Origin of the sequence: Asticcacaulis sp. AC460, from assembly GCF_000495795.1 — a bacterium.
GTDB lineage: Bacteria > Pseudomonadota > Alphaproteobacteria > Caulobacterales > Caulobacteraceae > Asticcacaulis.
Genome location: NZ_AWGD01000015.1, coordinates 132,035 through 153,325, shown reverse-complemented (window position 1 = coordinate 153,325; position 21,291 = coordinate 132,035). Strand labels below are relative to the sequence as shown.

Sequence of the window (21,291 nt, the reverse complement as noted above, 5' to 3'; positions counted from 1 at the left end):
CCCGCGTAAAAACAAAGCCTGAGCTCCAACTATAACCACAGGCGGAACCCACGGATGGAAACCCCAGCGTCACAAGGCCCCGGTCGCAGCGTGCTGATCGTCGGTGGTGGCGCGGCCGGCTGGCTGACCGCCTCTTACCTGGCCAGCCATCTCGGCCAGGAACGCCACGGCGGGCCGCGCATCACCCTGCTGGAATCGCCCGACATCGGCATTATCGGCGTCGGCGAAGGCACGTTTCCGACCACCCGCAACATCCTGCGCACCCTCGGTATCGAGGAGGCGGAGTTCATGCGCGAAAGCCAGGCGGCGTTCAAGCAGGGCATCCGCTTCGACGACTGGGAAGTCGCGCCGAAGAACGACGTCCACAGTCACTATTTCCATCCGTTCGAAGCGCCCTATATCGGCAAGGACGAACTGGATCTGTTGCCCTATTGGCTGATCCAGGACCCCGCCACCCGGCCGCCCTATGCCGAGGCCGTCACCTTCCAGAAGCGCATCGCCGATGCCCGTCTGGCGCCCAAGCGGTTGTTTCAGGGGCATTATTCCGGTCCGCTGAACTATGCGTATCACTTCGACGCCGCCCGTTTCGCCGGGGTTCTGGCGCGGCGGTCCAAGGCCCTGGGTGTCCACCACTTGCAGGGGCTGCTGGGCGAGGTCGTGCTGGACGATACGGGGGCGATCAGCCACGCGATATCGCCGGATCATGGCCGGCTGGAGGCCGATCTCTATATCGACTGCACCGGTTTCCGCTCGGAACTTCTGGGCAAGGCGTTGAACGTACCGTTCCGGCCGGTGTCGGACATGCTGTTCGCCGACCGCGCGGTGGTCTGCCAGGTGCCCTACCCCAACCCCAATGCGCCGCTGGAAAGCTACACCATTGCCACCGCGCATGAGGCCGGCTGGACCTGGGACATCGGCCTGGCCAACCGGCGCGGCATCGGCTACGTCCATTCCAGCCACCACAGCAGCGAGGCCCGGGCCGAAGGGGTCCTGGCGGCCTATGTGGCGCGCAGCGGCGGCAAGGAAGAGGTCGAGATGCGGCACATCAAGTTCGATGCCGGCTATCGCACTCAGCACTGGGTGAAGAACTGCGTCGCCGTGGGCCTGTCGGCCGGCTTCCTGGAGCCCCTGGAATCGACCGGCATGGTGCTGATCGAGGCCGCGGTCAACAAGATCGCCGAATTCTTCCCGCATTCGGGGCGTATCGATGCTTCGGCCGGGCTGTTCAACGACCTGATGGTGAAGCGCTATGAAGCCATCATCACCTTCATCAAGCTGCACTATTGCCTGAGCAAGCGCGACGAACCTTTCTGGCGCGACAACGCGGCGCCGGACAGCATTCCCGAACGGCTGCGCATGCTGCTGGACATCTGGCAGCACCGCCCGCCGTCGCGCTATGATTTCGTCATCGACCACGAGACGTTTGCGCACTTCAACTATCAATACATTCTGTACGGCATGAACTTCCAGACGGATTACCGGCTGGCCGGCCAGGCCCTGCCGATGAAGGACAAGGCGGAGCAGATTTTCGCCCGTATCCATAGCTTCGGCGAACAGGCGGCCAAGGACCTGTCGGCGCACCGCGCCACCATCAAGGCCATCTACGACAACGGCTTTGTCGAACGCGCGCCATCCCCGGCGCCGGCATTGGCGCGGTAACCCTCACTTGCCGTTGTAGGACCTCCGCGCGAAGCGCCTTCATTCCCAGTGGCCATGAGCTTTTGCACTCTGGCTCCACGCCCAGAATTCCGTGTTTTCAGTGTCGCCGCGTAGCGGCTTCAGTGTTGTCCGTGTTCCCGCTTCTTGTCTCAGGAAGCTCCCAGCCGGCCTGCCTGCCGCTGACATCTAAGAGGAACACGGAAAACACTGAAGCGCCGCCGATGGCGGCGTGCACTGAAGGCACGGAATTCAGGGCGCTGACTCGACCGGGGCACAGCTCCAAATTGCGGGGAATGAAGGCGCTTCGCGCGGGAGATCCACCCTCATGAACTGTTTGTTCGATCGAATTTAGTGAGCTTTGTCGTAGGGGTGTGACGCTGATTCCAGGATGATGTCAGCGGCCAGGATCCCGTCCAGGGCGGAGATGATGATCTGCACCGACAGGGCGCACAGGATCAGCCCCAGCACGCGGATGACCACCACCATGCCGACGCGGCCGAAAATCCGCGAAATCGTGTTGGAGAACAGCAGGGTCAGCAGGATGGCCAGGGCAGTGGTGACGATGGCCAAAACGCCAACGATCTTGCCCGTGATACCGAAGCCATCGGCCACGCCGGCCTGGATGATGACGGTCGAAATCGTGCCCGGCCCGACCATCAGCGGGAAGGCGAACGGGACCACCAGCTTTTCGAAGCTCTTCTTGGCGGTTTCGCGGTGACCAAGGGGCTGGACGCCCAGATGGGCCTGGCCGTCACGGACCTCATCCTTCTGGGTGAAGCTTTCGATGAAATCGCCACGCGCCATGTCCAGCCCCATCAGGAATAGCAGCAAGCCGCCTGCGATGCGGAAGGCGTCCATCGAAATCCCGAAGAATTTCAGGATGCTGAGGCCTGCAAAAAAGAAGATAGTCAGGATCAGGGCCGTGAACAGCGCGATATAGATGCTGAGCCAGCGCCGGGACTTAGGTGATTGGGTCTGGGTCGCCGCGGCATAGATGGGCACGTTGCCGATCGGGTCGATCAGGGCGAACAGGGTAATGAAGAAATTGATGTAGAAGACAAACAGCGCGGCGAAGGAAAAGTTCTCGAACATGGCGGGCCCCTGATTCGCTGACAACGCGGCTTGTACCGGCATAGCAAATCGTCTACGTCCCCGACACCCCCGACCTTAGGAGACCGCCATGACCCTGAATGCCGACCCGCGCCTGATCGTGGCCCTGGATGAACCGGATCTCGCCTCGGCGCGCGCCCTGGTCGCGGCGCTGGGGGATTCGGTCAGCTACTACAAGGTCGGCCTGACGCTTCTGGCCCAGGGAGGTTTAAGCCTGTGCGACGAGCTGAAAACCCAGGGCAAGCAGGTTTTCCAGGACTGGAAGCTGCACGATATCGGCGCCCAGGTCGAAGGCGCCGCCCGCGCCGCTGTGGCCGGGGCTTGTGATCTGCTGACCGTCCACGCCGAACCCCAGGTGATGAAGGCCGCGATCGCCGGCCGTGGCGACGGGACGACGAAGATCATCGGTGTGACAGTGATGACGTCGCTGTCCCAGGCTGATCTCGACGAGATGGGCTATGGCATGGCTTTGAGCGACCTGGTGCTGCGCCGAGTCGACCAGGCGGTGGAGTGTGGCCTGGACGGGGTGGTGTCTTCGCCGCACGAAGCGGCCCTCATCCGGGCGCGGGTGCCGGCGGATTTTCTGATCGTGACCCCGGGCGTGCGTCCGGAAGGCGCCGACCTGAACGACCAGCAGCGCGTGGCGACGCCGCAGGAGGCGTTTTTGAACGGAGCTTCGCACGTGGTGGTTGGCCGGCCGATCACCCGTGCGCCGGACCCGAAGGCGGCGACCCTGGATATCCTGCGGGCCATCCACAACGCCTAAGCTAGAAGTCGACGGCTATACCCTTGCGTTCCCAGTCGCCGTAGCGCGTTGGCTCGGGGCCCGGCGGGCCACCTTCTTCCGCTGCACGGGCGGCTTCCGCTTCGGCCAAAGCGCGGCGTTCGGCGGCCTCGGCGAGGGCACGTTGCGCCGCCGGGGTCAGCACCTTTTTCGGCGTCAGGTCGGACAGGTCGGATTCGGATGACATTTCTGTAATCCCCTTGCAGGCTTGGGACTGGACCCTACATTTAGGTCTTGTCTCATGACATCGCAAGGAGCGATTTTTCTGATGAACCCGATGAAGACCTGGTTGCTTTTGGCCGGTATGACCGCCCTGTTCGGCGTCATCGGCCTGATGCTCGGAGGCCCGACCGGGATGCTGATTGCCCTGGGTCTGGCCGTCGCCATGAATCTGTTTGCCTACTGGAACTCGGACAAGGCCGTGTTGCGCGCGTACCAGGCCCAGCCGGTCGATCCGGCCCGCGCCACCGGCCTGGAGCGCCAGTACTATGACGACATCGAGGATCTGAGCCGCCGCGCCGGCCTGCCGATGCCGGCCGTCTATATCATCCATAACCCCCAGCCGAACGCCTTCGCCACCGGCCGTAACCCGCAAAACGCCGCGGTTGCCGCGACCACCGGTCTGTTGCAGGCGCTGGACCGGTCGGAAATTCGCGGCGTCATGGCGCACGAGCTGGCTCACGTCAAAAACCGCGACACCCTGACCATGACCATCACGGCGAGTCTGGCCGGCGCCATCGCGTCGATCGCCAACTTCGCCATGTTTTTCGGCGGTTCCAGCGATGACGAAGACGGCAACACCAATATCTTCGTCGTCTTCCTGATGGCCATCCTGGCGCCGATCGCTGCCATGATCGTCCAGATGGCGATTTCGCGAACACGCGAATACGAGGCCGACCGCCTCGGTGGTGAAATCTCGGGTGACCCGGAGTCGCTGGCGCGCGCCCTGCGCAAGATCGAAGCCTATGCTCGCGGCGTGCCCAATCACGCGGCGGAACGCAACCCGGCCTCGGCCCACATGTTCATTATCAATCCGCTGAACGGCCAGCGCATGGACAACCTGTTCTCGACCCATCCCGATACCGAGAACCGCGTCAACGCCCTGATTGCGCTCGGCATGAGCATGAAGCGCTCCGGTCGCGGCGACGACATGACCAGTGTGCCGACGACGTGACTTTACCGATCGTCTCCGTGACGTTATAGCCCCCCTGACCTGTCCCTCTCCCTACCCTGGGGGGAGGGATTTTTTTAAGAAAAGCCAAGCACCTTAGATGAAACCCGTAAAAAAGCCCCAGCAAAAACCGCGTCCGCGCAAACCCCAGGCCGCGCCCGAGCGCATCGTCGATGATGGCGATATCGGCATGAACGCCCGCCTGGCGGCCCTGACCCTCATCGATGCCGCGCTGGAGAAGCGCACCGGCTTCGACGAGGCGGTGACCCGCAGCGATTTCCTCTCCTTGAGCGATTCCGAACGTAGCTTTGCCCGCGCCCTGGCCATGCTGGTCCTGCGCCGACTGGGTCAGCTCGACCACATCATCGACCAGAAGACCCAGAAGGCGCCCAATGACGGGGTGTGGGCGCTGCTGCGCATCGGCCTGGTCCAGATCGGCTTCATGCAGGTGCCGGACTTCGCCGCCGTTTCGACTACCGTCAAGCTGGCTGAGCGCGAAGCCCATACCCGGCCCTTCAAGGGGATGATCAACGCCATCCTGCGCGGCGCGATCCGTGATGGCAGCCTCAACAAGCCGGTGGCGTCACGTCTGGCGCCCGACTGGCTGTTCCAGCGCTGGAAAGCGGCCTACGGTGAACAGAACGCCGAAGGCATCGCCCTGATGCTGACGCAAGAGCCGGCGACCGACCTCAGCTTCAAGACCCCGGCCGATCTCGACCGCCTGAAGGACGAACTTCATGGCGAACCCCTGGGTGGCTTGGCCCTGCGCTCGTCCCAGCGCGGCAATATCGCCGACTGGGCCGGCTATGGCGAAGGCGTGTGGTGGGTTCAGGATGCCGCTGCGTCCGTGGCTGCCGGCCTGTTGGGTGACCTGACGGGTAAGACCGCGATCGACCTGTGCGCCGCGCCGGGCGGCAAGTCGCTGCAGATGATCGCCGCCGGTGCGACCGTCACCGCGCTCGACCGGTCGAAGAACCGCCTGAAGCGCGTCGAGGAAAACCTGGCCCGCACCAGCCTTGAGGCCGAGGTCGTCATGGGCGACGCCGAAACCTGGGAAGATACCCGCCAGTTCGATGCCGTCCTGTTGGATGCGCCGTGCTCGGCCACCGGCACCCTGCGCCGCCAGCCCGACGTGTTGTGGGCGACGCGGCCGACCGATATCGCCAAGCTGGCCGATGTCCAGCACCGCCTGCTCGACTCGGCGTCGGGCCGGGTCAAGCCGGGCGGCTCCCTGGTCTATTGCACCTGTTCGCTGGAGCGCGAGGAGGGCGAAACCCAGGTCCTGGCCTTCCTGCGTCGCCATCCGGAGTTCGCCATCAAAAAGCCGGATGACGCAACGCTGACGGCTCTTGGAGTGCCGGCTGAATCGCTGGGACAACAGGGCTGGCTGCGGCTTTTGCCGCATCACCGGCCGGGCGGTCAGGACGGCTTTTTTATCGCCCATCTGGTGCGCCAAAACGGTTGACCATCCCCCTGACCACACTTTAAGCACACATATTCCACAGAGTAACTGAGATGACCGCACCGCTGATCTGTCCGTCGATTCTGGCGTCCGATTTCTCCCGGCTGGGCGAAGAGGTGAGGGCCATTACCGAGGCCGGCGCCGACTTCGTCCATATCGACGTCATGGATGGCCACTTCGTCCCCAACATCACCATCGGTCCCGATGTGGTGAAGGCCTTGCGGCCGCATACCAACCTGCCGTTCGACTGCCACCTGATGATTTCGCCGGTCGACAGCTTCCTCGAAGCCTTTCGAAATGCCGGCGCCGACCTGATCAGCGTCCATCCGGAAGCCGGGCCCCACCTGCACCGCACCTTGAAATATATTCGCCAGCTCGGCGCCAAGGCCGGTGTTGTCCTGAACCCGGCGACCCCGGTGGAAATCCTGGACTGGGTCATGGAAGACGTCGACCTGGTGCTGATCATGAGCGTCAATCCGGGCTTCGGGGGCCAGAGCTTCATCGAGTCGCAACTGCGCAAGATCGAGGCCGTCCGCGACCGGCTGGATACGGCCGGCAGCGGCGCGATCCTGCAGGTCGACGGCGGGGTCAATGCCCAGAATGCCGCGTCGTGCGTCTCCGCCGGTGCGACCGCCCTGGTCGCCGGCACCGCGGTGTTCAAGGGTGGCCCGGACGCCTATGCCGGCAATATCAAGACTCTGAAAGGCCTGTGATGCAGGCTTTCGAGCCCGGTACGCCGCAACTTCCCTCCGTCAAGACGCCCTGGGCCAAGGTCGTGGGCGTCATGCTGCGCAAGCAGCTGGGGGCGGAGCTGTTCGGTATGCCGGGCTATCGCCTGACCCTGAAAGGCCGCACGCCCGATGGTTTTCTGGCGGCGCCGCACGACGGCCGGCCGGTCCAGCCGATCATGGGCAAGGCTATCCTGTCGGGCCGCTTCCACCTGTCGAACGCAAGGATGAGCGTCCAGGGATCGGGCGATCCGTGGAACCGCCCCAGCCCGACCCGGGCCTTTGCTGTCGAACTGCACCGCTATGCCTGGCTGGCTTCGCTGATGGCCCATGGCGACGAAGGCACCCGCGAAGCCGTTCGCCTGTTTATCCTGTGGCACAAGACCTTCAACAACTGGACGCCGTTCAGTTGGGGCGAAGAGGTCCTGCCGCGGCGCCTGATCAATCTGTCGCTGTTCGCCCGCCGCATGGCCGCCCTGGCGGCGCCGGATGAGGTCCATCTTCTGGCCCAGTCGATGGCGGAGCAGGGCCGGCACCTGCTGCGGCTGTCGCAACAGACGCCGTGGGTGGCGCAACAGGCCGTGGCCCTGGTGCTTCTGGGCTGCGTCCTGTCCGGGCGGGTCGGTGATGGCTTCCGCAAGCGCGGTCTGAGCCGCCTACCCAGGGTGTTGAAAAAGGTCGTCCTGCCCGACGGTTCGCACGCCTCGCGCAGTCCGGAACAGGGGCTGGAGCTGCTGTACGACCTGCTGCTGGTCGAAGACGCCCTGTCCCAGCGCGGCATGGCCGTGCCGGACTATCTCGACCACTATATTGACCGACTGATGCGCTTCGTGCGGGCCTGTTCGCATCCCGACGGCAGCCTGTGTGCCTTCCAGGGTTCGGAATCCCTGCTGGAGGACTATGTCACGCCGGCCCTGGTTCGTAACGACCAGAAATCGGCGGCGGCGGCGCCCAATGTGCTGGACCATGGCCGCTACCACCGTCTGGCCGGCCGGTCGCTGAGCGTCTTCGTCGATGCCGGTGAATCGAAGACGGGTGTCATGGGCTATGCCGCCTGCGACCATCCGATGGCGTTCGAGGTATCGGGCGGGCGTGACAAGCTGATCGTCTTACCGGGCTGGTCACCGACCCAATCCGACCAGGAAGGGTTCCGCGTTATCGGTACCGGCAATACCCTGACCCTGAGCGAACGGCCGATCCTGGCGCCGGTGACCGGCCGGTTCGGCGAGATGCTGAACTTCGGCCTGGAAGGTCCGCGCTACAAGCTGCGTTCGCGCCGCGTCGAGGCCGAGGACTCCGGTTCGCTGCTGGAAATGGAGCACGAGGGCTGGCGTGATACGTTCGCGCTGAAACATGAGCGCCGGCTATATGTCGATGCGCACCGCGATGAGCTGCGCGGCGAAGAGCGGCTGACGCCGATGGAGACCAAGCAGAAGGACCTGCCGGTCGAGGCGACCTTTGCGGTTCGTTTTCTGCTGCATCCGGAGGTCCAGGCGTCGCTGGCGCGCGACAAGAAGAGCGTGCTGCTGCGCGGGCCGGGCGGCCGGGGCTGGTGGTTGCGGCACGATGCCCGCGATGTGGCGCTGGAAGGCGGCTGGGTGTTCGAACGCGGCGGGGCGCGCAAGTCAGTGCTGATCGTGCTGCGCGGCACGGCGCGGCTGGATTCCCCGACCCGGGTGCGGTGGAAGCTGTCGCCGGCGGAGGGATAGCCCTCCGGTTTTTACACCTCAGCCCGACAAGCTCACTGTTTCCTTATGCGCCATTTCGTATCTTGCTCTCGTTTACGGGATAATCAGCTCCAAGGAGGGCAATATGTCGAAGTTTGTAAAAGGTGCGGCCGTGGCCCTGATTTCTGCGGGGCTGGTGGCCGGTACGGTCGCTATCCCCCAGGCCAACGCCGTCTCCTATGTTTGTAAGTACGAACAGAAGAAGAGCGGCCAGAAGGGCGCCGTGATTGGCGCCATCGCCGGTGGCCTGCTCGGTTCTCAGGTCAGCAAGAACGAACGTGGTTTGGGTGCTGTCGGTGGCGCCGTAATCGGTGGCGTCGTCGGCAACAAGATCGGCAAGAACAACGCCAAGAAAAAGTGCGTCGAACAGGCGGCCTATCGCAGCGAGACGCACTATCGCAAGCTTCCGAACGGCAGATACGAAAAGGTGGTTTACCGGTACGTCCGCGAGTAACCTTTTCACCGGTTCGGAAAGAGCCCCGCTGTCAAAGGCGGGGCTTTTTATTGCCGCTTTTTGCCGGCTATAGTGACGGCATGAAACTCGTTGGCTGTTTCCTTGCCCTTGGTCTGATCGCAACACCCATCCTGGCTGATGAGGTCAGCAGCGACGATGCCCGCATCGAAGTCTCCAAGCAGGACAAGAAGCTGATCTCGGTCGTCGAAGACTATGTCACCAATAGCCGCGGCTGGGATAGCGGCGACTATACCGTCCAGTTCTACCGTCATGAGGACGACATGGTCGTCTTTTCGGTGTGGTACGAGAGCGGCGACAGCGCCCGGACCCTGGTCTACAACAATGCCCGTTCCTTTCGCGCCGTGGTCAATCCCAAGACCAAAAAGGTCGAAAGCGAACGCTTCTTCTGATTTCCTTTGAAACCTTGTACTTTTTCAAGGTTTTGATGCTATAGGCCGGGTCATGCTCGACACCTCCGCCTTCGACCCGACCCACTACGTCCTGATCATCAAATGCCCCGACACCCGCGGTATCGTCGCCGCCGTGTCCGGCTATCTCAACGACAACGACATCTCGATCGTCGAGTCGAACCAGTTCAACGATGCCCATCGTAGCGAAGACCGGGGTGACATGTTCTATGTCCGCGTGGTGTTCAAACAGGCCGGCCCCAAGACGCCGCCGATGGAGACCCTGCGTGACGGTTTCAAGCCGATCGCCCACCGCTTCACGATGGATTGGGAGATTTTCAGCCTGTCGGCCAAGCCGCGGGTGTTGATCGCCGTGTCGAAGTTCGGCCACTGTCTGTATGAGCTGCTGCATCGCTGGAAGGCGGGCCTGCTGCCGGTCGATATCGCCTGCGTTATGTCCAACCATGAAGACATGCGGTCGTTCGTCGAATGGAACGACATTCCGTACGTCTACCTGCCGGTCAACAAGCAGAACAAGGACGAGCAGGAATCGGCCTTCCTGTCGCTGATCGACCGCCATCAGGCGGATCTGGTCGTGCTGGCGCGCTATATGCAGATTCTCAGCGACGACCTGGCGCGCAAGCTGGAAGGCCGCTGCATCAACATCCACCATTCGTTTTTGCCGTCGTTCAAGGGCGCCAAACCGTACCATCAGGCCCATGCCCGCGGTGTGAAGATCATCGGTGCCACGGCGCACTATGTCACCTCGGACCTGGACGAGGGCCCGATCATCGAACAGGACGTTCAACGCGTGCACCATGGCCTGACCCCGGATCAGCTGGTCGTCATTGGTCGCGACATCGAGTCGCGGGTATTGGCCCGCGCGGTGACCTGGCACGCGGAACGCCGCGTGATCATTAATGGCGGCAAGACCGTGGTCTTCAGCTGACGAGATCGCGGGCGGTGGAATCTCCACTTATCCCCAGTTGTGAGCACCTATCCGCCTCCCGCAGGTGCGTTAAGGCTTGATTAAGGTTCTTTTGCGCTGCACAATTGTGCCGACTCCCTTATAGCGTAAGCCTTTCGTCACATTTCCTTCACACAACGGGGCGAGCTCGATGTTCGAACTGTCGCGTAACGATTCCCCTGTCACGGGAAAACGCAAGCCCTCGCGCGCCAAGGCCGAACTGACAGTCGCGACCTATGCCGAGGTCGACGGCATCGGCATGGGCCTGCTCAGCAACGGTGAACCCTACCTGACCCAGCGTGGTCTGGCGGCGCTGTGCGGGGTGCAAAACGCCCATATCGGCAATATCGGCCGTGACTGGGACAGCGGCAAGCCGCGCGTCGCAGCCATCCAGGAACGGTTGGGTTTTCGCCGCGCCCAGGCCCACCGCGTTCTCAGCCATGACGGCCACCGCCTGTTCGCCTATGACATGGCCATCGCTCAGGCGGTGCTCGACTACTATGCCCTCGACGTCGCCAAGCCTGAAGCCGTGCGCAACCGCCGCCGGTTTGCCGATGGCGCTTTGAAAAGCCATGTCCTGAAGCAGTTCAATGCCGCGCCGGCGCCGGTAGAGCCGTTGCGCTTCGAGCCGGTTGCGGCCCGGGACGAAGAAGAACCGCAGGGCGCCATTGCGATTTTCCTGATGCAGGTCTGGACCCTTTACACCATGTCGTTCTGGATGGCGGTCAATCACATCGATGACCTGCGCGTACGGTTGGCCCAGGCGCCGTGGAATCGCCTGGGCTTTTACCTGCCGTTGAAAGCCTTCCTCGAGATTCAGGCCGAGTTTTTACGCAGAAACGGGACCTTCAGCGTCAAGTAAGTCGCTGCTCGCCACAGCCATTCGAACGGCCCGTACAGGAAGGCCTTGAACCACAGGTGGGCTAGGACAACCTGGACCAGGAAGGCCCCGACGCCGATCAGGATGGCGGTGGTCTGGGTCATGGTGGCATGCAGCCCCAGGCCGAAGCTGTAGAAGACCGGCACGAAGACGATCGACTGCACCAGGTACAGGGTCAGGGTCATGCGGCCGGCCGGCGCCAGCAGATTCAGCAGTTTACCCGCAAAGCTGTAATACAGCGCCAGGAAGCCCATCATCAGAGTGAACATGATGGCGAGGTCACGCCAGCTTGACAGCATGGCACCCCACAGCGGGCGCGCCATGCCTTCGGTTTCCGGCATCAGGCCGGTCAGCTTGTCCTTCTGGTAGAACAGGACGACGGCGATTGCCGCGGCGATGATCAGGCTGATGATGCGGGTCTTGGCGAATTTCTCCGGCTGGCCGAAGAAGTCGATCCGCCCCAGCACCATGCCGATCAGCGACAGTCCCAGGATCTGGCTCAGCCGGCCGGACTCGGCCATGAACAGCCATTTGAACGGATGGCCGTCGACCCAGTTCATGCGCACGGTTTCAATAAAGCTCTTACCCGTGAGGTAGGCTTCGGGGACGGTGCCGCTCCAGAAGCCCATGGGTTTGTTGGCCCATTCGGCGCCGTTCAGCGCATTGACCATCTGGAAGATCATCCACGGCTGCAGCAGGAAGAACGCGCCGATGGCCAGGACCAGGGCATTGGATTTCAGCCGATAGAAGGGGATGATGAACAGCCCCATCAGCGCCAGGACTTCCAGGATATCGCCGCGGTACCACAGGCCGTGCAGCAGGCCGATGACGCCCAGCACCACTAGGCGCCAGACGAAGCGGAGCGAAAAGTCCTGACCGCGCTTGGCCGACCGGTCCATAATGATGAAGAACGACACGCCGAAGCACAGCGCCAGCATGGCAAACGCCTTGCCGCCGAAGACGGTGAAAATGATGTCGTGCCACATAAGCTGGGTCGGTTCGGTGACCGGGTGGGCCCAGTACAGCTCGAACAATTCCGGCATGTGGACGATGAACAGCCCGAACAGGGCAAAGCCGCGCAGGGCGTCTAGCCCCTCCATGCGCGGTACGAAATCCGGTTTCACAGCAGCCACGGTATCTCCCTCATATTTATATGGTTTTCCCTGTCATAACCCGCAGCGTGCATTTTTCCATAGAAAAATCAGCAAAAACCCCTATATGGACCGGATGAAACGACCCTTTAAAGCCAAACCCCACGGGCAAAAGCCAGCCGAACTCGGCCCCAATCAGCGTCAGTTGCGCGGTGGTGAACTGGTGCGCCACGCGCTGGTGGAGATCCTGCGCGAAGAAGAGATTCACGACGACGCCTTGCAGGACGTGTCGGTCACCATCACCGAAGTGCGGATGTCGCCGGACCTGCGCCACGCCACGGTTTTCGTCGAACCGCTGGGCGCCGGCATCAACAGCAATGTTCAGGTGGGTCCGATCGTCGACGCCCTGAACAAGCACAGCAAATATATGCGTGGTGTCCTGGGCCGGATGATCGATATGAAGTTCACGCCGGCGCTGAGGTTCCTGCATGATGAGAGCTTCAATGAGGCGGCGCGGATCGATGCGCTGTTCATGCGTCCCGATATCGCTCGCGACCTGCGTCATGACGACGAGGATGAGGAAGACAACTAAGGCGACATACCTTTTCTTCTCCTCCCCATCGCGATGGGGAGGTGGCGCGGCGCTCGCTGGAAGCCGATAGGCTGGAGGCGAAGTCCGCGACGGAGGGGTCCATTCCCCGTCCGTAGGGACCCTCCGTCTCGACGCGTTTCGCCCCATAAGGGGCTCACTTGCTCGCCACCTCCCCATTGCCATGGGGAGGAGAAGAGGGTTTTAACCTCTTCTGCAAACCCAAAGACTGAACTATGGCCCGAAAGAAAAAAGGCGATCCCGTTCATGGCTGGATCTGCTTCGACAAACCGCTGGAAATGACCTCGACCGCCGCCGTGTCGAAAGTGCGCTGGCTGTTCCAGGCCCAGAAGGCCGGGCACGCGGGTACGCTGGATCCGCTGGCCACGGGCATCCTGCCGATCGCGCTGGGGGAAGCCACCAAGACCGTGCCCTTCCTGATGGAGGCCGATAAGGTCTACAGCTTCACCATCACCTTTGGTACGACAACCGACAGCTACGACGCTGAAGGTCAGGTCACCGCCACCTCCGACGCCCGCCCCACCCGCGAAGCCGTCGAAGCCCTGCTAAACAGCTTTGTCGGCGTCATCGAGCAGGTGCCGCCGGCGTTTTCGGCCATCAAGGTCGACGGCAAGCGCGCCTACGACCTGGCGAGACAGGGCATCGAGGTCGAGCTGAAGGCCCGGGAGGTCGAGATCTTCGATCTTACGCTGGACGACTTTACCGGCGAGACCGCCACCCTGACCTTGCATTGCGGCAAGGGCACCTATGTCCGTTCGATCGCCCGCGACCTGTGCGCAGAACTGGGGGTGTGCGGCCATGTGACGACGCTGCGCCGTGAGGCTGTCGGTGCGTTTGCAACAAAAAACGCAATAACACTGGAAAAGCTGGAAGATTTGGTGCATAGAGGCGCCGCTTTGGACGCTTTGCTTGGCGTCGAGACAGCGCTGGACGACATCCCGGCCCTGCCTGTGACGCAAGACGAGGCCTCAAAGCTGAAGCAAGGCCGTGACCTTGCCCTTTTGCCCCGCCAGATCAACCTGATTGCCGAGGCTCAAAAAGCCCGCCGCGAGGCAGGCTTTGACGAGTTTCCGGATACGGTCCAGGCGGTGTTGAACGGCACGGTTCAGGCGCTTTGCGAACTGCGCGAGGGTAGGCTTTACCCGACGCGTATTCTGAACCTTTAGTCCTGGAATAGGAGATTCCCCGATGTCGATTGCTGCTGACCGTAAGTCGGAAGTTATCAAAACCCACGCCCGCACCGAAAATGACACGGGCGGCCCCGAAGTGCAGATTGCCATCCTGTCGGAGCGCATCGCCAACCTGACCGAGCACTTCAAGGAACACAAGAAGGACAACCACTCGCGTCGTGGCCTTCTGAAGATGGTGTCGCAACGTCGCCGCCTTCTCGACTACCTCAAGGATCGCGATACCGGCCGGTATCAGTCGATCATCGAACGCCTGAGCCTGCGTCGCTAAGGTTCAACGACCCAGGGGCTTGAGGTTCCACCTCAAGCCCCATTCTTATGTTTGAAGACCTCGCCCGAACGGTGAGTTTATCCACCCCGCGAAGTGAACCGCTTCGCTGATCACGTGCTCTGACGCATATCACCAGAGCTTTAAAACGCTGCTCCGATAGCAGTTGACCCGCCGGGCATGGGGCCTGCCGGGTCTGAACGAAAGAAACGCAATGTTTGACATCAAAAGAAAATCCATCGACTGGGCCGGCCGTAAGCTGACCCTGGAAACGGGCCGTATCGCCCGCCAGGCCGACGCCGCCGTGCTCGCCACCTACGGTGAGACCACCGTGCTGGCGACCGTCGTCTATGCCCGCGCCCCCAAGCCCGGCCAGGACTTCTTCCCGCTGACCGTGAACTACCAGGAAAAGACCTTCGCCGCCGGCAAGATCCCGGGTGGCTACTTCAAGCGCGAAGGCCGTCCGTCGGAAAAGGAAACCCTGGTTTCGCGCCTGATCGACCGTCCGATCCGCCCGCTGTTCGTCAAGGGCTTCAAGAACGAAGTCCAGGTCGTCTGTACCGTCCTGTCGCACGACATGGAAAACGATCCGGACATCGTCGCCATGGTTGCCGCTTCGGCTGCCCTGACCCTGTCGGGCGTGCCGTTCATGGGCCCCATCGGTGGCGCCCGCGTCGGCATCATCGACGGTGAATTCGTCCTCAACCCGACCGGTGACCAGGTCAAGGAATCGGACCTCGACCTCGTCGTCGCCGGCACCACCGACGCCCTGATGATGGTCGAATCGGAAGCCAAGGAACTGTCGGAAGACAAGATGCTGGCCGCCCTGATGTTCGCTCACCGCGGCATGCAGCCGGTCATCGAAGCCATCATCGAAATGGCCGAGCACGCCGCCAAGGAACCCTTCGACTTCGAAGCCGAAGATTTCTCGGGCATCGTGACCTCGATCAAGGGCCTGGTTGGCCAGGACATCCGTGATGCCTATACCATCACCGGCAAGCACGATCGCCATGCTGCGGTCGGCGCCGCCAAGTCCAAGGCCGGTCTGGCCCTGGTGAAGACCGAAGCCAATCCGGAAGGCGTCGACGCTGCCAAGTTCGGCGCGGCCTTCAAGGAATGTGAAGCCGACGTGCTGCGTCGCGACATCATCGAACATGGCAAGCGCGTTGACGGCCGTCCGGTCGACAAGGTCCGCGCCATCGTGTCGGAAGTCGGCGTCCTGCCGCGCACCCACGGTTCGTCGCTGTTCACCCGCGGCGAAACCCAGGCCCTGGTGGTTGCGACCCTGGGCACCGGCGATGACGAGCAGTTCATCGACGCGCTGGACGGCACCTATAAGGAAAAGTTCCTGTTGCACTACAACTTCCCTCCGTACAGCGTCGGTGAAACCGGCCGTATGGGCTCGCCCGGCCGCCGCGAAATCGGCCACGGCAAGCTGGCCTGGCGCGCGGTTCGTCCGATGCTCCCGACCGCGGAAGAGTTCCCCTATACCGTCCGCGTCGTCTCGGAGATCACCGAGTCGAACGGTTCGTCCTCGATGGCGACCGTGTGCGGCACCTCGCTGGCCCTTATGGATGCCGGCGTGCCGCTGAAGTCGCCGGTCTCGGGCATCGCTATGGGCCTGATCCTGGAGCCGTCCGGCGAATACGCCATCCTGTCCGACATCCTGGGTGACGAAGATCACCTGGGCGATATGGACTTCAAGGTTGCCGGCACCGTCAACGGCATCACCTCGCTGCAGATGGACATCAAGGTCCCCGGCATCACCGAGGAGATCATGACCAAGGCGCTGCGTCAGGCCAATGAAGGCCGCCTGCACATCCTGGGCGAAATGAACAAGGCCATTTCGGGTGCCCGTGAAGAGCTGGGTGAATTCGCGCCGAAGATCGAGACGATCAAGATCGCCGTCGACAAGATCCGCGAAGTCATCGGTTCGGGTGGCAAGGTCATCCGCGAAATCGTCGAAAAGACGGGCGCCAAGATCGACATCGCCGACGACGGCACGATCAAGATCGCCGCTTCGGAACAGTCGAAGATCGACGCCGCCCGCGATTGGGTCAAGTCGATCGCGTCGGAGCCGGAAGTTGGCGCCATCTACAAGGGCAAGGTCGTGAAGGTCGTCGATTTCGGCGCGTTCGTGAACTTCTTCGGCGCCAAGGACGGCCTGGTCCACATCTCGCAGATCAGCAAGGAAAAGGTCGGCAAGGTGTCGGACGTCCTGAACGAAGGCGACGAAGTGAAGGTGAAGTTCCTGGGCTTTGACGACCGCGGCAAGACGAAGCTGTCGATGAAGGTGATCGATCAGGAAACCGGTGAGGACCTGACCGAGAAGCTGGAAGCCGAACGTGCGGAACGCAACGCGGCCCGCGCTGCGGCTGGTGAAGATGGTGATGAAGGCGAGCTGGAAACGGCCGATGCCGGTGGCCGTGGCGATCGTGATGGCGACCGTCCGCGTCGCCGTCGCCGTCGTGATTAATGGGGTCGAAGGGGCCTGCGGCCCCTTCATCTTCTCTTGAATAAAGAAAAAGGGCGCCCCCGCTTTGGGGAGCGCCCTTTTTCTTTATAGGGGAAAGGCGAGGGGTCGCGGACCCCTCGACCCCATAACCCGACAGCGCCTTCGACACGAACGATGGGATTGCCTGACGCGACGACGGCGCTTATCCTGAACTGCCAGGGGGTGTCATGCCTACAAAACGCTCAATCCGATGGTCGACCTGGCTAGCCTGGTCGCCGCTTGCCGTCTTTGCCCTATGGTATCTCGGCTTACCCGCCATCTGCGGCAATGGCCCGTGCATCGGCAGGGCCGGCCTTCCGGTTATCAATGAACTTTTCAGTTATTCGAAATGGCTGTTGCTAGCGCTGGTTATCGCGACCCTCATTGTGGGGCTACTGCGCAAACTGACAAAACTCGGCTGGGTCGGATTTGTGGTTTCTTTTTTGCCCGCCATGTTTCATGTCCTCATGTTCATTGACTAAGGCGGCGAGCGACATGACCGATACCCTTACCGACCAAATCCTCGACCGCGGCGCTGTCCTGCTGCTGGCCAATACCGGTAAGCCGCAAACCCTGGTCGGATGCGAACTGGAAGAGCTCGATCTATCGGATATCGTTCTGAATGGCTGGGTGTTCGACCAGTGCATCCTGAAAAAGTCGAAGTTCACCTCGGCCAAGCTGGAAAAGGCGCAGTTCATCGGCTGCAAAGGCGGGCAGGCCGACTTCACCAGCGCTGCCCTGGGCGAAGCCAAATTCACCGGCTGCGATTTCAACAATACCCGGTTTCGTGGCGCGCATCTGACCCAGGTAAAGTTCCAGCGCTGCAAGCTGACTGGCGCCGACTTCAGCCAGGCCCGCACCTTCGATATCGTCTTCGAGGAATGCAAGCTGAACGACGCCCGGTTGGCCAATACGTCCTTCGCCAAACAGACCCTGAAACAGCTCGACCTGCACAATGCCGACCTGAACCGCTGCGATTTCCGCGACTCGGTTTTCGAAGACTGCTCCCTGCGTGACGCCATGCTGGATCATGCGCGATTTGAGGGCGCTGACCTGCGCGGAACCGATATCGGCGGTGTAAGGCTGGATGACGCCAAACGGTTCAAGGGTGCGACGATTTCACGGGCTCAGGCGGCGGAGTTGTTAGCCGAGTTGGGATTGAAGGTAAGGTAAGATTCCTGAGGCCGTGAGCGCAGGAAATCGTCCGTAAGAATACCCCTCCGCCGGCTTCGCCTGCACCTCCCCACTTCGTGGAGAGGAGGGCGTTTGAACATTCTATATGAGTTTGTCCTGCTCACTCAGGAATCAAACCCTTCTCCCGTAGCACCGCGTCCATCGCCGGATTGCCGCTGGGCTCGGTCCAGTCGCTGACTCCTGCCGCGATCAGCAGCCGCGCACCTTCGGCATAGTCACCATGACCGTAATTGGTGGCGCCGTGGTGCAGCCAACCGCTGGGCGTGGCATTGAACGAACATTCGACGGCATCCAAAGGCGCACCATAAGCCAACAACAGCTTGATCAGTGCCGCATTGCCGCGCCAGCAGGCCTGATGCAGCGCCGTTTCGCCCATATCTCCACGAGCATCGACCGGGACACCAGCTTTCAGTAGAGCTTCCACGGCGGCGATATTGCCGTGTTCGGCCAGTTGCGGGAGCAGGCGGGCATTGGCCGGTGAGGCGACGCTTTCCGGCGGCACCTCGCCGCCTTGGCCGGCGACCACGGCATCCAGCGCCGAAAGCCGCGTATCGGCGCCACGTGAAGCAAGCGTACCCGCCACCGCTCTCTGACCGGCCACCACCGCCATCGCATAGGCCGTGCGGCCGTCGCCGCGTACCGCGTCGATATCAGCGCCGGCGTCCAGCAGCATGGTGATAATCGCCGCAGATCGTCCTCGTCGCACGGCCCAATGCAGGGCGGTATCGCCTTGCGCATTGGCCAGGTTGGGATCGCCGCCGGCCTCTAGCAACAGCCGCAAGCCTTCACGGTCTTCTCGGTCGAGGATATGCTTGATGGCATTGGCTTCGTCGACGCGCGCGCCATGCTCCAGCAGCAGCTTCATGCAGGTCAGGTCGCGATGTTCGGTGGCGTGATACAGCGACTCGCCGTCGTTCGGGTCGGCGCCGGCTTCCAGCAGGATGCGGGTGATCTCGGCATTGCCCAATAGACCGCTGGCGGCATAAAGGCACGACAGCGGTCCATGCTCAGCGGCAAACACCGTATCGGGATCGGCGCCGTTGTTGAGCAGCAACCGTACCGTCAAAGCCAACCTGGCGGCGCGTGGAGAATTCGGCGTGCCGAAACGCGAAAAGCACACGTAAACAAGCGGTTCTACGCCCTCCGGTCCGGACGGTTCGGTGGCGAAGTTGGGATCGGCGGCGATGGCGTCGGCGACCTTTTCCCAATCGCCCAGCACCAGGGCGGCATAGACTCCGGCCTGGGCGACATCCGGGTGCTCGGCCAGGATATCGTGCGCTCGCCGGCCGTCGGAGGTCGCCGCGGCGATAAACCGGTCGACCAGCTCACGAAAATCCAGGTTGGACTCGATGACGAAGGCCTGGAACCGCGGCCAGCTGCTGAAGCCCTGTTCACGGGCGATGGCCAGTTGCGCCGCGTGCAGGGCGGGTTCGCCCTGGGCGCCATAGCGCTTCAGCCGGGCATTGGCGCCGGGGTCGCCGGCGCGGGCGGCCTTCAGCAACGCCTTGGCGCGCTTCTTATAGAAGTCGAGATTGAGATCAGCGGTTTGGGAAAGCTGTTGCATGAGAACGAACGCCCTTCAGGTCTGCCCACCGGTCCGCAAGTCGGGGCTGAAAGGATGGTTCGTAAGCGTAAGTCGTATGAAAGGTGGGAAAATCCCTGCCCGCGGACCGGCTGCGTCCTTCAACGCGCGCCGACTATGCCGCAGGCGGGGTTTCCGTGCAAGCCGGAGCTTGCGCCTTCTCACCTTTGAACGGGTACACAAGCTGCTGGAAGTAACCCTTGGGGACTGGATGGCCGCCGATGCCATAGCCGGACGGCCACTTGTCGCCGGGCAGGTAGTAGGTGCCGAACAGCTTGTCGATCCACGGGAAGTGCACGGCGAAATTGACATCAATGGCTTCCTTTTCGATGCCGTGGTGCCAGTGGTGAAAGCGCGGCGTCACCACGAACGGCGCCAGCCAGCGATCGTTAAAGCGCAGATTGGCGTGGACCCAAACCGAGACCAGGTAGACGAAGAAGATGTAGCCATAGAGCGCGTCCTGGCTGAAGCCCAGGGCGTACATGGGAATGATGGTCAGGCCGCGCAGGCCGATGATTTCGACGATGTGCATCTTCGACCCGGCCAGCCAGTCCATGGTCCGCGCCGAATGGTGGACGGCATGGAACTTCCACAGGAAGGGGATCTGGTGGAACAGGCGGTGAAAACCGTACTGCATGAAGTCCGACAGCAGCATCAGCTCGATGAACTGCAGCGCGAGAGGTTGGGACGCTACGGCATCGCGTAATCCCTGCCAGCCGGTGGTGTGGGCCAGGACGGCCATGGACGGCGCCAGCGACAGGAAGGCCATGACCTGGATAAACAGGCCGCTGACCAGGAAATAGGACAGATCCTCGCGCCAGTCGTCGCGGAACAGGGGCTGTTTGTGATCGCCGCAGAACAGCTTTTCCAGCGGCACGAACAGGAAGCCCTTGAACAGCAGGTTCAGCACAAACCAGTCGACGCCGAGATTGACCTGGGCGGCGCGGGGCAGGGTGGCGCTGCCGATGGCGCCGAGCGTCGTGGTCAGCAGGACCAGGAACAGGGCGGTGAATCCCAATACCTTGTTACGGCGCAGGACCAGGTTGACGCAGGCCAGGACGAAACCCATCAGCGCCAGGACCTGGACGGCGGCGATATAGATCGGATTGCTGCGCAGGGGCGCCAGGTCGTCGACCGAGAACAGGGCGGGATATTGCTGGCTGAGCAGGAGGAGCAGGGCGCAGCCGCCGAGGATAAGCGCAAGGACCCCGCTGATATAGCCCGACCCGAACCGCCGCGCTTCTTCGGGCGCTTCCAGGTCGTTGCGGATGGCAAGTCGCAAGGCGTTCAGCATGGTCTATCCCCTTAAAAACCTTGGGAAAGCTGTAACACAACACCGCTAAGGAAAGGTTGACTTAGCGTCACCGGTATAAAGTTACATCTGTCATCCCACGACCACACCTGTAACGAAAAAATAGCATTGTTCCGCTATGCCATGACGGTGATTACCTTATGGATCAACGACTTCACATTTCCCTAGGGTAAACTTTTTTGTGCGATGCGGGGAAATGGCTTG

Annotated in this window: 21 protein-coding genes; 16 read left to right on the top strand and 5 right to left on the bottom strand. The window is 62.2% G+C overall.

Annotated features, from left to right (window positions below):
• Positions 1-54 precede the first annotated feature (54 nt).
• The gene (locus ABAC460_RS33470; protein WP_031236648.1) at positions 55-1,659 is read left to right on the top strand and encodes a tryptophan halogenase family protein; all 1,605 of its coding nucleotides are present in this window, start codon (positions 55-57) and stop codon (positions 1,657-1,659) included.
• Positions 1,660-2,007: 348 nt separating this feature from the next.
• On the opposite strand, the gene ABAC460_RS33465 is transcribed toward ABAC460_RS33470, so the two are convergent.
• Positions 2,008-2,751: a MarC family protein gene (locus ABAC460_RS33465; protein WP_023453027.1), complete on the bottom strand. Its 744-nt coding sequence runs from the start codon at positions 2,749-2,751 to the stop codon at positions 2,008-2,010.
• Between the two features lie 94 nt (positions 2,752-2,845).
• Between ABAC460_RS33465 and pyrF the strand changes: the two genes are divergently transcribed.
• Complete coding sequence (gene pyrF / locus ABAC460_RS33460) at positions 2,846-3,535, top strand: orotidine-5'-phosphate decarboxylase (protein WP_035426073.1); 690 nt, start codon at positions 2,846-2,848, stop codon at positions 3,533-3,535.
• 1 nt (position 3,536) lies between these two features.
• Here the strand turns inward: pyrF and ABAC460_RS33455 are convergent, their stop codons facing one another.
• Positions 3,537-3,740 carry a DUF1674 domain-containing protein gene (locus ABAC460_RS33455; protein ID WP_023453025.1) on the bottom strand — a complete coding sequence of 68 codons (204 nt, stop codon included), beginning with the start codon at positions 3,738-3,740 and terminating at the stop codon, positions 3,537-3,539.
• Positions 3,741-3,821: 81 nt separating this feature from the next.
• Here ABAC460_RS33455 and htpX point away from each other — a divergent pair, with 81 nt between their 5' ends.
• From htpX to ABAC460_RS33415, 8 genes are all read left to right on the top strand, one after another.
• On the top strand, positions 3,822-4,727 hold the full coding sequence (htpX, locus tag ABAC460_RS33450) for a zinc metalloprotease HtpX (RefSeq protein WP_023453024.1): 906 nt from the start codon (positions 3,822-3,824) through the stop codon (positions 4,725-4,727).
• A 97-nt stretch (positions 4,728-4,824) separates the two neighbouring features.
• Positions 4,825-6,189, top strand: a complete 1,365-nt coding sequence (locus ABAC460_RS33445; RefSeq protein ID WP_023453023.1) for an RsmB/NOP family class I SAM-dependent RNA methyltransferase — start codon at positions 4,825-4,827, stop codon at positions 6,187-6,189.
• 50 nt (positions 6,190-6,239) lie between these two features.
• Entirely contained in the window at positions 6,240-6,899 is a 660-nt protein-coding gene (rpe, locus tag ABAC460_RS33440) for a ribulose-phosphate 3-epimerase (RefSeq protein ID WP_023453022.1), read from the top strand.
• Positions 6,899-8,623 carry a heparinase II/III family protein gene (locus ABAC460_RS33435; RefSeq protein ID WP_023453021.1) on the top strand — a complete coding sequence of 575 codons (1,725 nt, stop codon included), beginning with the start codon at positions 6,899-6,901 and terminating at the stop codon, positions 8,621-8,623. The genes rpe and ABAC460_RS33435 overlap by 1 nt, the downstream gene beginning before the upstream one ends.
• Positions 8,624-8,726: 103 nt before the next feature.
• A complete protein-coding gene (locus tag ABAC460_RS33430; protein ID WP_023453020.1) occupies positions 8,727-9,095 on the top strand; it encodes a glycine zipper 2TM domain-containing protein in 369 nt (122 codons plus the stop codon).
• A 50-nt stretch (positions 9,096-9,145) separates the two neighbouring features.
• Positions 9,146-9,505, top strand: a complete 360-nt coding sequence (locus ABAC460_RS33425; RefSeq protein ID WP_023453019.1) for a hypothetical protein — start codon at positions 9,146-9,148, stop codon at positions 9,503-9,505.
• 52 nt (positions 9,506-9,557) lie between these two features.
• Positions 9,558-10,451 carry a formyltetrahydrofolate deformylase gene (purU, locus tag ABAC460_RS33420; RefSeq protein ID WP_023453018.1) on the top strand — a complete coding sequence of 298 codons (894 nt, stop codon included), beginning with the start codon at positions 9,558-9,560 and terminating at the stop codon, positions 10,449-10,451.
• 169 nt (positions 10,452-10,620) lie between these two features.
• On the top strand, positions 10,621-11,331 hold the full coding sequence (locus ABAC460_RS33415; protein ID WP_023453017.1) for a hypothetical protein: 711 nt from the start codon (positions 10,621-10,623) through the stop codon (positions 11,329-11,331).
• On the opposite strand, the gene ABAC460_RS33410 is transcribed toward ABAC460_RS33415, so the two are convergent.
• A complete protein-coding gene (locus ABAC460_RS33410) occupies positions 11,286-12,482 on the bottom strand; it encodes a DUF418 domain-containing protein (RefSeq protein ID WP_235075788.1) in 1,197 nt (398 codons plus the stop codon). The two genes, ABAC460_RS33415 and ABAC460_RS33410, sit on opposite strands and share 46 nt — an antisense overlap.
• Positions 12,483-12,576: 94 nt before the next feature.
• Between ABAC460_RS33410 and rbfA the strand changes: the two genes are divergently transcribed.
• The 6 genes from rbfA (at position 12,577) to ABAC460_RS33380 (ending at position 18,172) form a co-directional block, all read left to right on the top strand.
• Positions 12,577-13,032, top strand: coding sequence for a 30S ribosome-binding factor RbfA (rbfA, locus tag ABAC460_RS33405; protein ID WP_031236647.1), 456 nt, complete (start codon positions 12,577-12,579; stop codon positions 13,030-13,032).
• Between the two features lie 233 nt (positions 13,033-13,265).
• The gene (truB, locus tag ABAC460_RS33400; RefSeq protein ID WP_023453014.1) at positions 13,266-14,216 is read left to right on the top strand and encodes a tRNA pseudouridine(55) synthase TruB; all 951 of its coding nucleotides are present in this window, start codon (positions 13,266-13,268) and stop codon (positions 14,214-14,216) included.
• 22 nt (positions 14,217-14,238) lie between these two features.
• Positions 14,239-14,508: a 30S ribosomal protein S15 gene (rpsO, locus tag ABAC460_RS33395; RefSeq protein ID WP_006271130.1), complete on the top strand. Its 270-nt coding sequence runs from the start codon at positions 14,239-14,241 to the stop codon at positions 14,506-14,508.
• Positions 14,509-14,719: 211 nt separating this feature from the next.
• Positions 14,720-16,981 carry a polyribonucleotide nucleotidyltransferase gene (gene pnp, locus ABAC460_RS33390; RefSeq protein WP_023453013.1) on the top strand — a complete coding sequence of 754 codons (2,262 nt, stop codon included), beginning with the start codon at positions 14,720-14,722 and terminating at the stop codon, positions 16,979-16,981.
• Positions 16,982-17,187: 206 nt separating this feature from the next.
• Complete coding sequence (locus ABAC460_RS33385) at positions 17,188-17,481, top strand: hypothetical protein (protein ID WP_023453012.1); 294 nt, start codon at positions 17,188-17,190, stop codon at positions 17,479-17,481.
• A gap of 13 nt (positions 17,482-17,494) precedes the next feature.
• On the top strand, positions 17,495-18,172 hold the full coding sequence (locus ABAC460_RS33380) for a pentapeptide repeat-containing protein (protein WP_023453011.1): 678 nt from the start codon (positions 17,495-17,497) through the stop codon (positions 18,170-18,172).
• Between the two features lie 121 nt (positions 18,173-18,293).
• On the opposite strand, the gene ABAC460_RS33375 is transcribed toward ABAC460_RS33380, so the two are convergent.
• Together ABAC460_RS33375 and ABAC460_RS33370 are read right to left on the bottom strand one after the other, a co-directional pair.
• Positions 18,294-19,757 carry an ankyrin repeat domain-containing protein gene (locus ABAC460_RS33375; RefSeq protein WP_023453010.1) on the bottom strand — a complete coding sequence of 488 codons (1,464 nt, stop codon included), beginning with the start codon at positions 19,755-19,757 and terminating at the stop codon, positions 18,294-18,296.
• Positions 19,758-19,890: 133 nt separating this feature from the next.
• Positions 19,891-21,069 (bottom strand): sterol desaturase family protein, encoded by a 1,179-nt coding sequence (locus ABAC460_RS33370; protein WP_023453009.1) that lies wholly within the window; start codon positions 21,067-21,069, stop codon positions 19,891-19,893.
• Positions 21,070-21,291 lie beyond the last annotated feature (222 nt).

Coding starts and splice junctions, on each gene's coding strand:
- rpsO (WP_006271130.1), top strand. CDS start 14,239: ATGTCGATTGCTGCTGACCGTAAGTCGGAAGTTATCAAAACCCACGCC.
- ABAC460_RS33375 (WP_023453010.1), bottom strand. CDS start 19,757: ATGCAACAGCTTTCCCAAACCGCTGATCTCAATCTCGACTTCTATAAG.
- ABAC460_RS33465 (WP_023453027.1), bottom strand. CDS start 2,751: ATGTTCGAGAACTTTTCCTTCGCCGCGCTGTTTGTCTTCTACATCAAT.
- rbfA (WP_031236647.1), top strand. CDS start 12,577: ATGAAACGACCCTTTAAAGCCAAACCCCACGGGCAAAAGCCAGCCGAA.
- ABAC460_RS33470 (WP_031236648.1), top strand. CDS start 55: ATGGAAACCCCAGCGTCACAAGGCCCCGGTCGCAGCGTGCTGATCGTC.
- ABAC460_RS33380 (WP_023453011.1), top strand. CDS start 17,495: ATGACCGATACCCTTACCGACCAAATCCTCGACCGCGGCGCTGTCCTG.
- ABAC460_RS33430 (WP_023453020.1), top strand. CDS start 8,727: ATGTCGAAGTTTGTAAAAGGTGCGGCCGTGGCCCTGATTTCTGCGGGG.
- ABAC460_RS33445 (WP_023453023.1), top strand. CDS start 4,825: ATGAAACCCGTAAAAAAGCCCCAGCAAAAACCGCGTCCGCGCAAACCC.
- htpX (WP_023453024.1), top strand. CDS start 3,822: ATGAACCCGATGAAGACCTGGTTGCTTTTGGCCGGTATGACCGCCCTG.
- rpe (WP_023453022.1), top strand. CDS start 6,240: ATGACCGCACCGCTGATCTGTCCGTCGATTCTGGCGTCCGATTTCTCC.
- ABAC460_RS33370 (WP_023453009.1), bottom strand. CDS start 21,069: ATGCTGAACGCCTTGCGACTTGCCATCCGCAACGACCTGGAAGCGCCC.
- purU (WP_023453018.1), top strand. CDS start 9,558: ATGCTCGACACCTCCGCCTTCGACCCGACCCACTACGTCCTGATCATC.
- ABAC460_RS33435 (WP_023453021.1), top strand. CDS start 6,899: ATGCAGGCTTTCGAGCCCGGTACGCCGCAACTTCCCTCCGTCAAGACG.
- pnp (WP_023453013.1), top strand. CDS start 14,720: ATGTTTGACATCAAAAGAAAATCCATCGACTGGGCCGGCCGTAAGCTG.
- ABAC460_RS33455 (WP_023453025.1), bottom strand. CDS start 3,740: ATGTCATCCGAATCCGACCTGTCCGACCTGACGCCGAAAAAGGTGCTG.
- ABAC460_RS33385 (WP_023453012.1), top strand. CDS start 17,188: ATGCCTACAAAACGCTCAATCCGATGGTCGACCTGGCTAGCCTGGTCG.
- ABAC460_RS33415 (WP_023453017.1), top strand. CDS start 10,621: ATGTTCGAACTGTCGCGTAACGATTCCCCTGTCACGGGAAAACGCAAG.
- truB (WP_023453014.1), top strand. CDS start 13,266: ATGGCCCGAAAGAAAAAAGGCGATCCCGTTCATGGCTGGATCTGCTTC.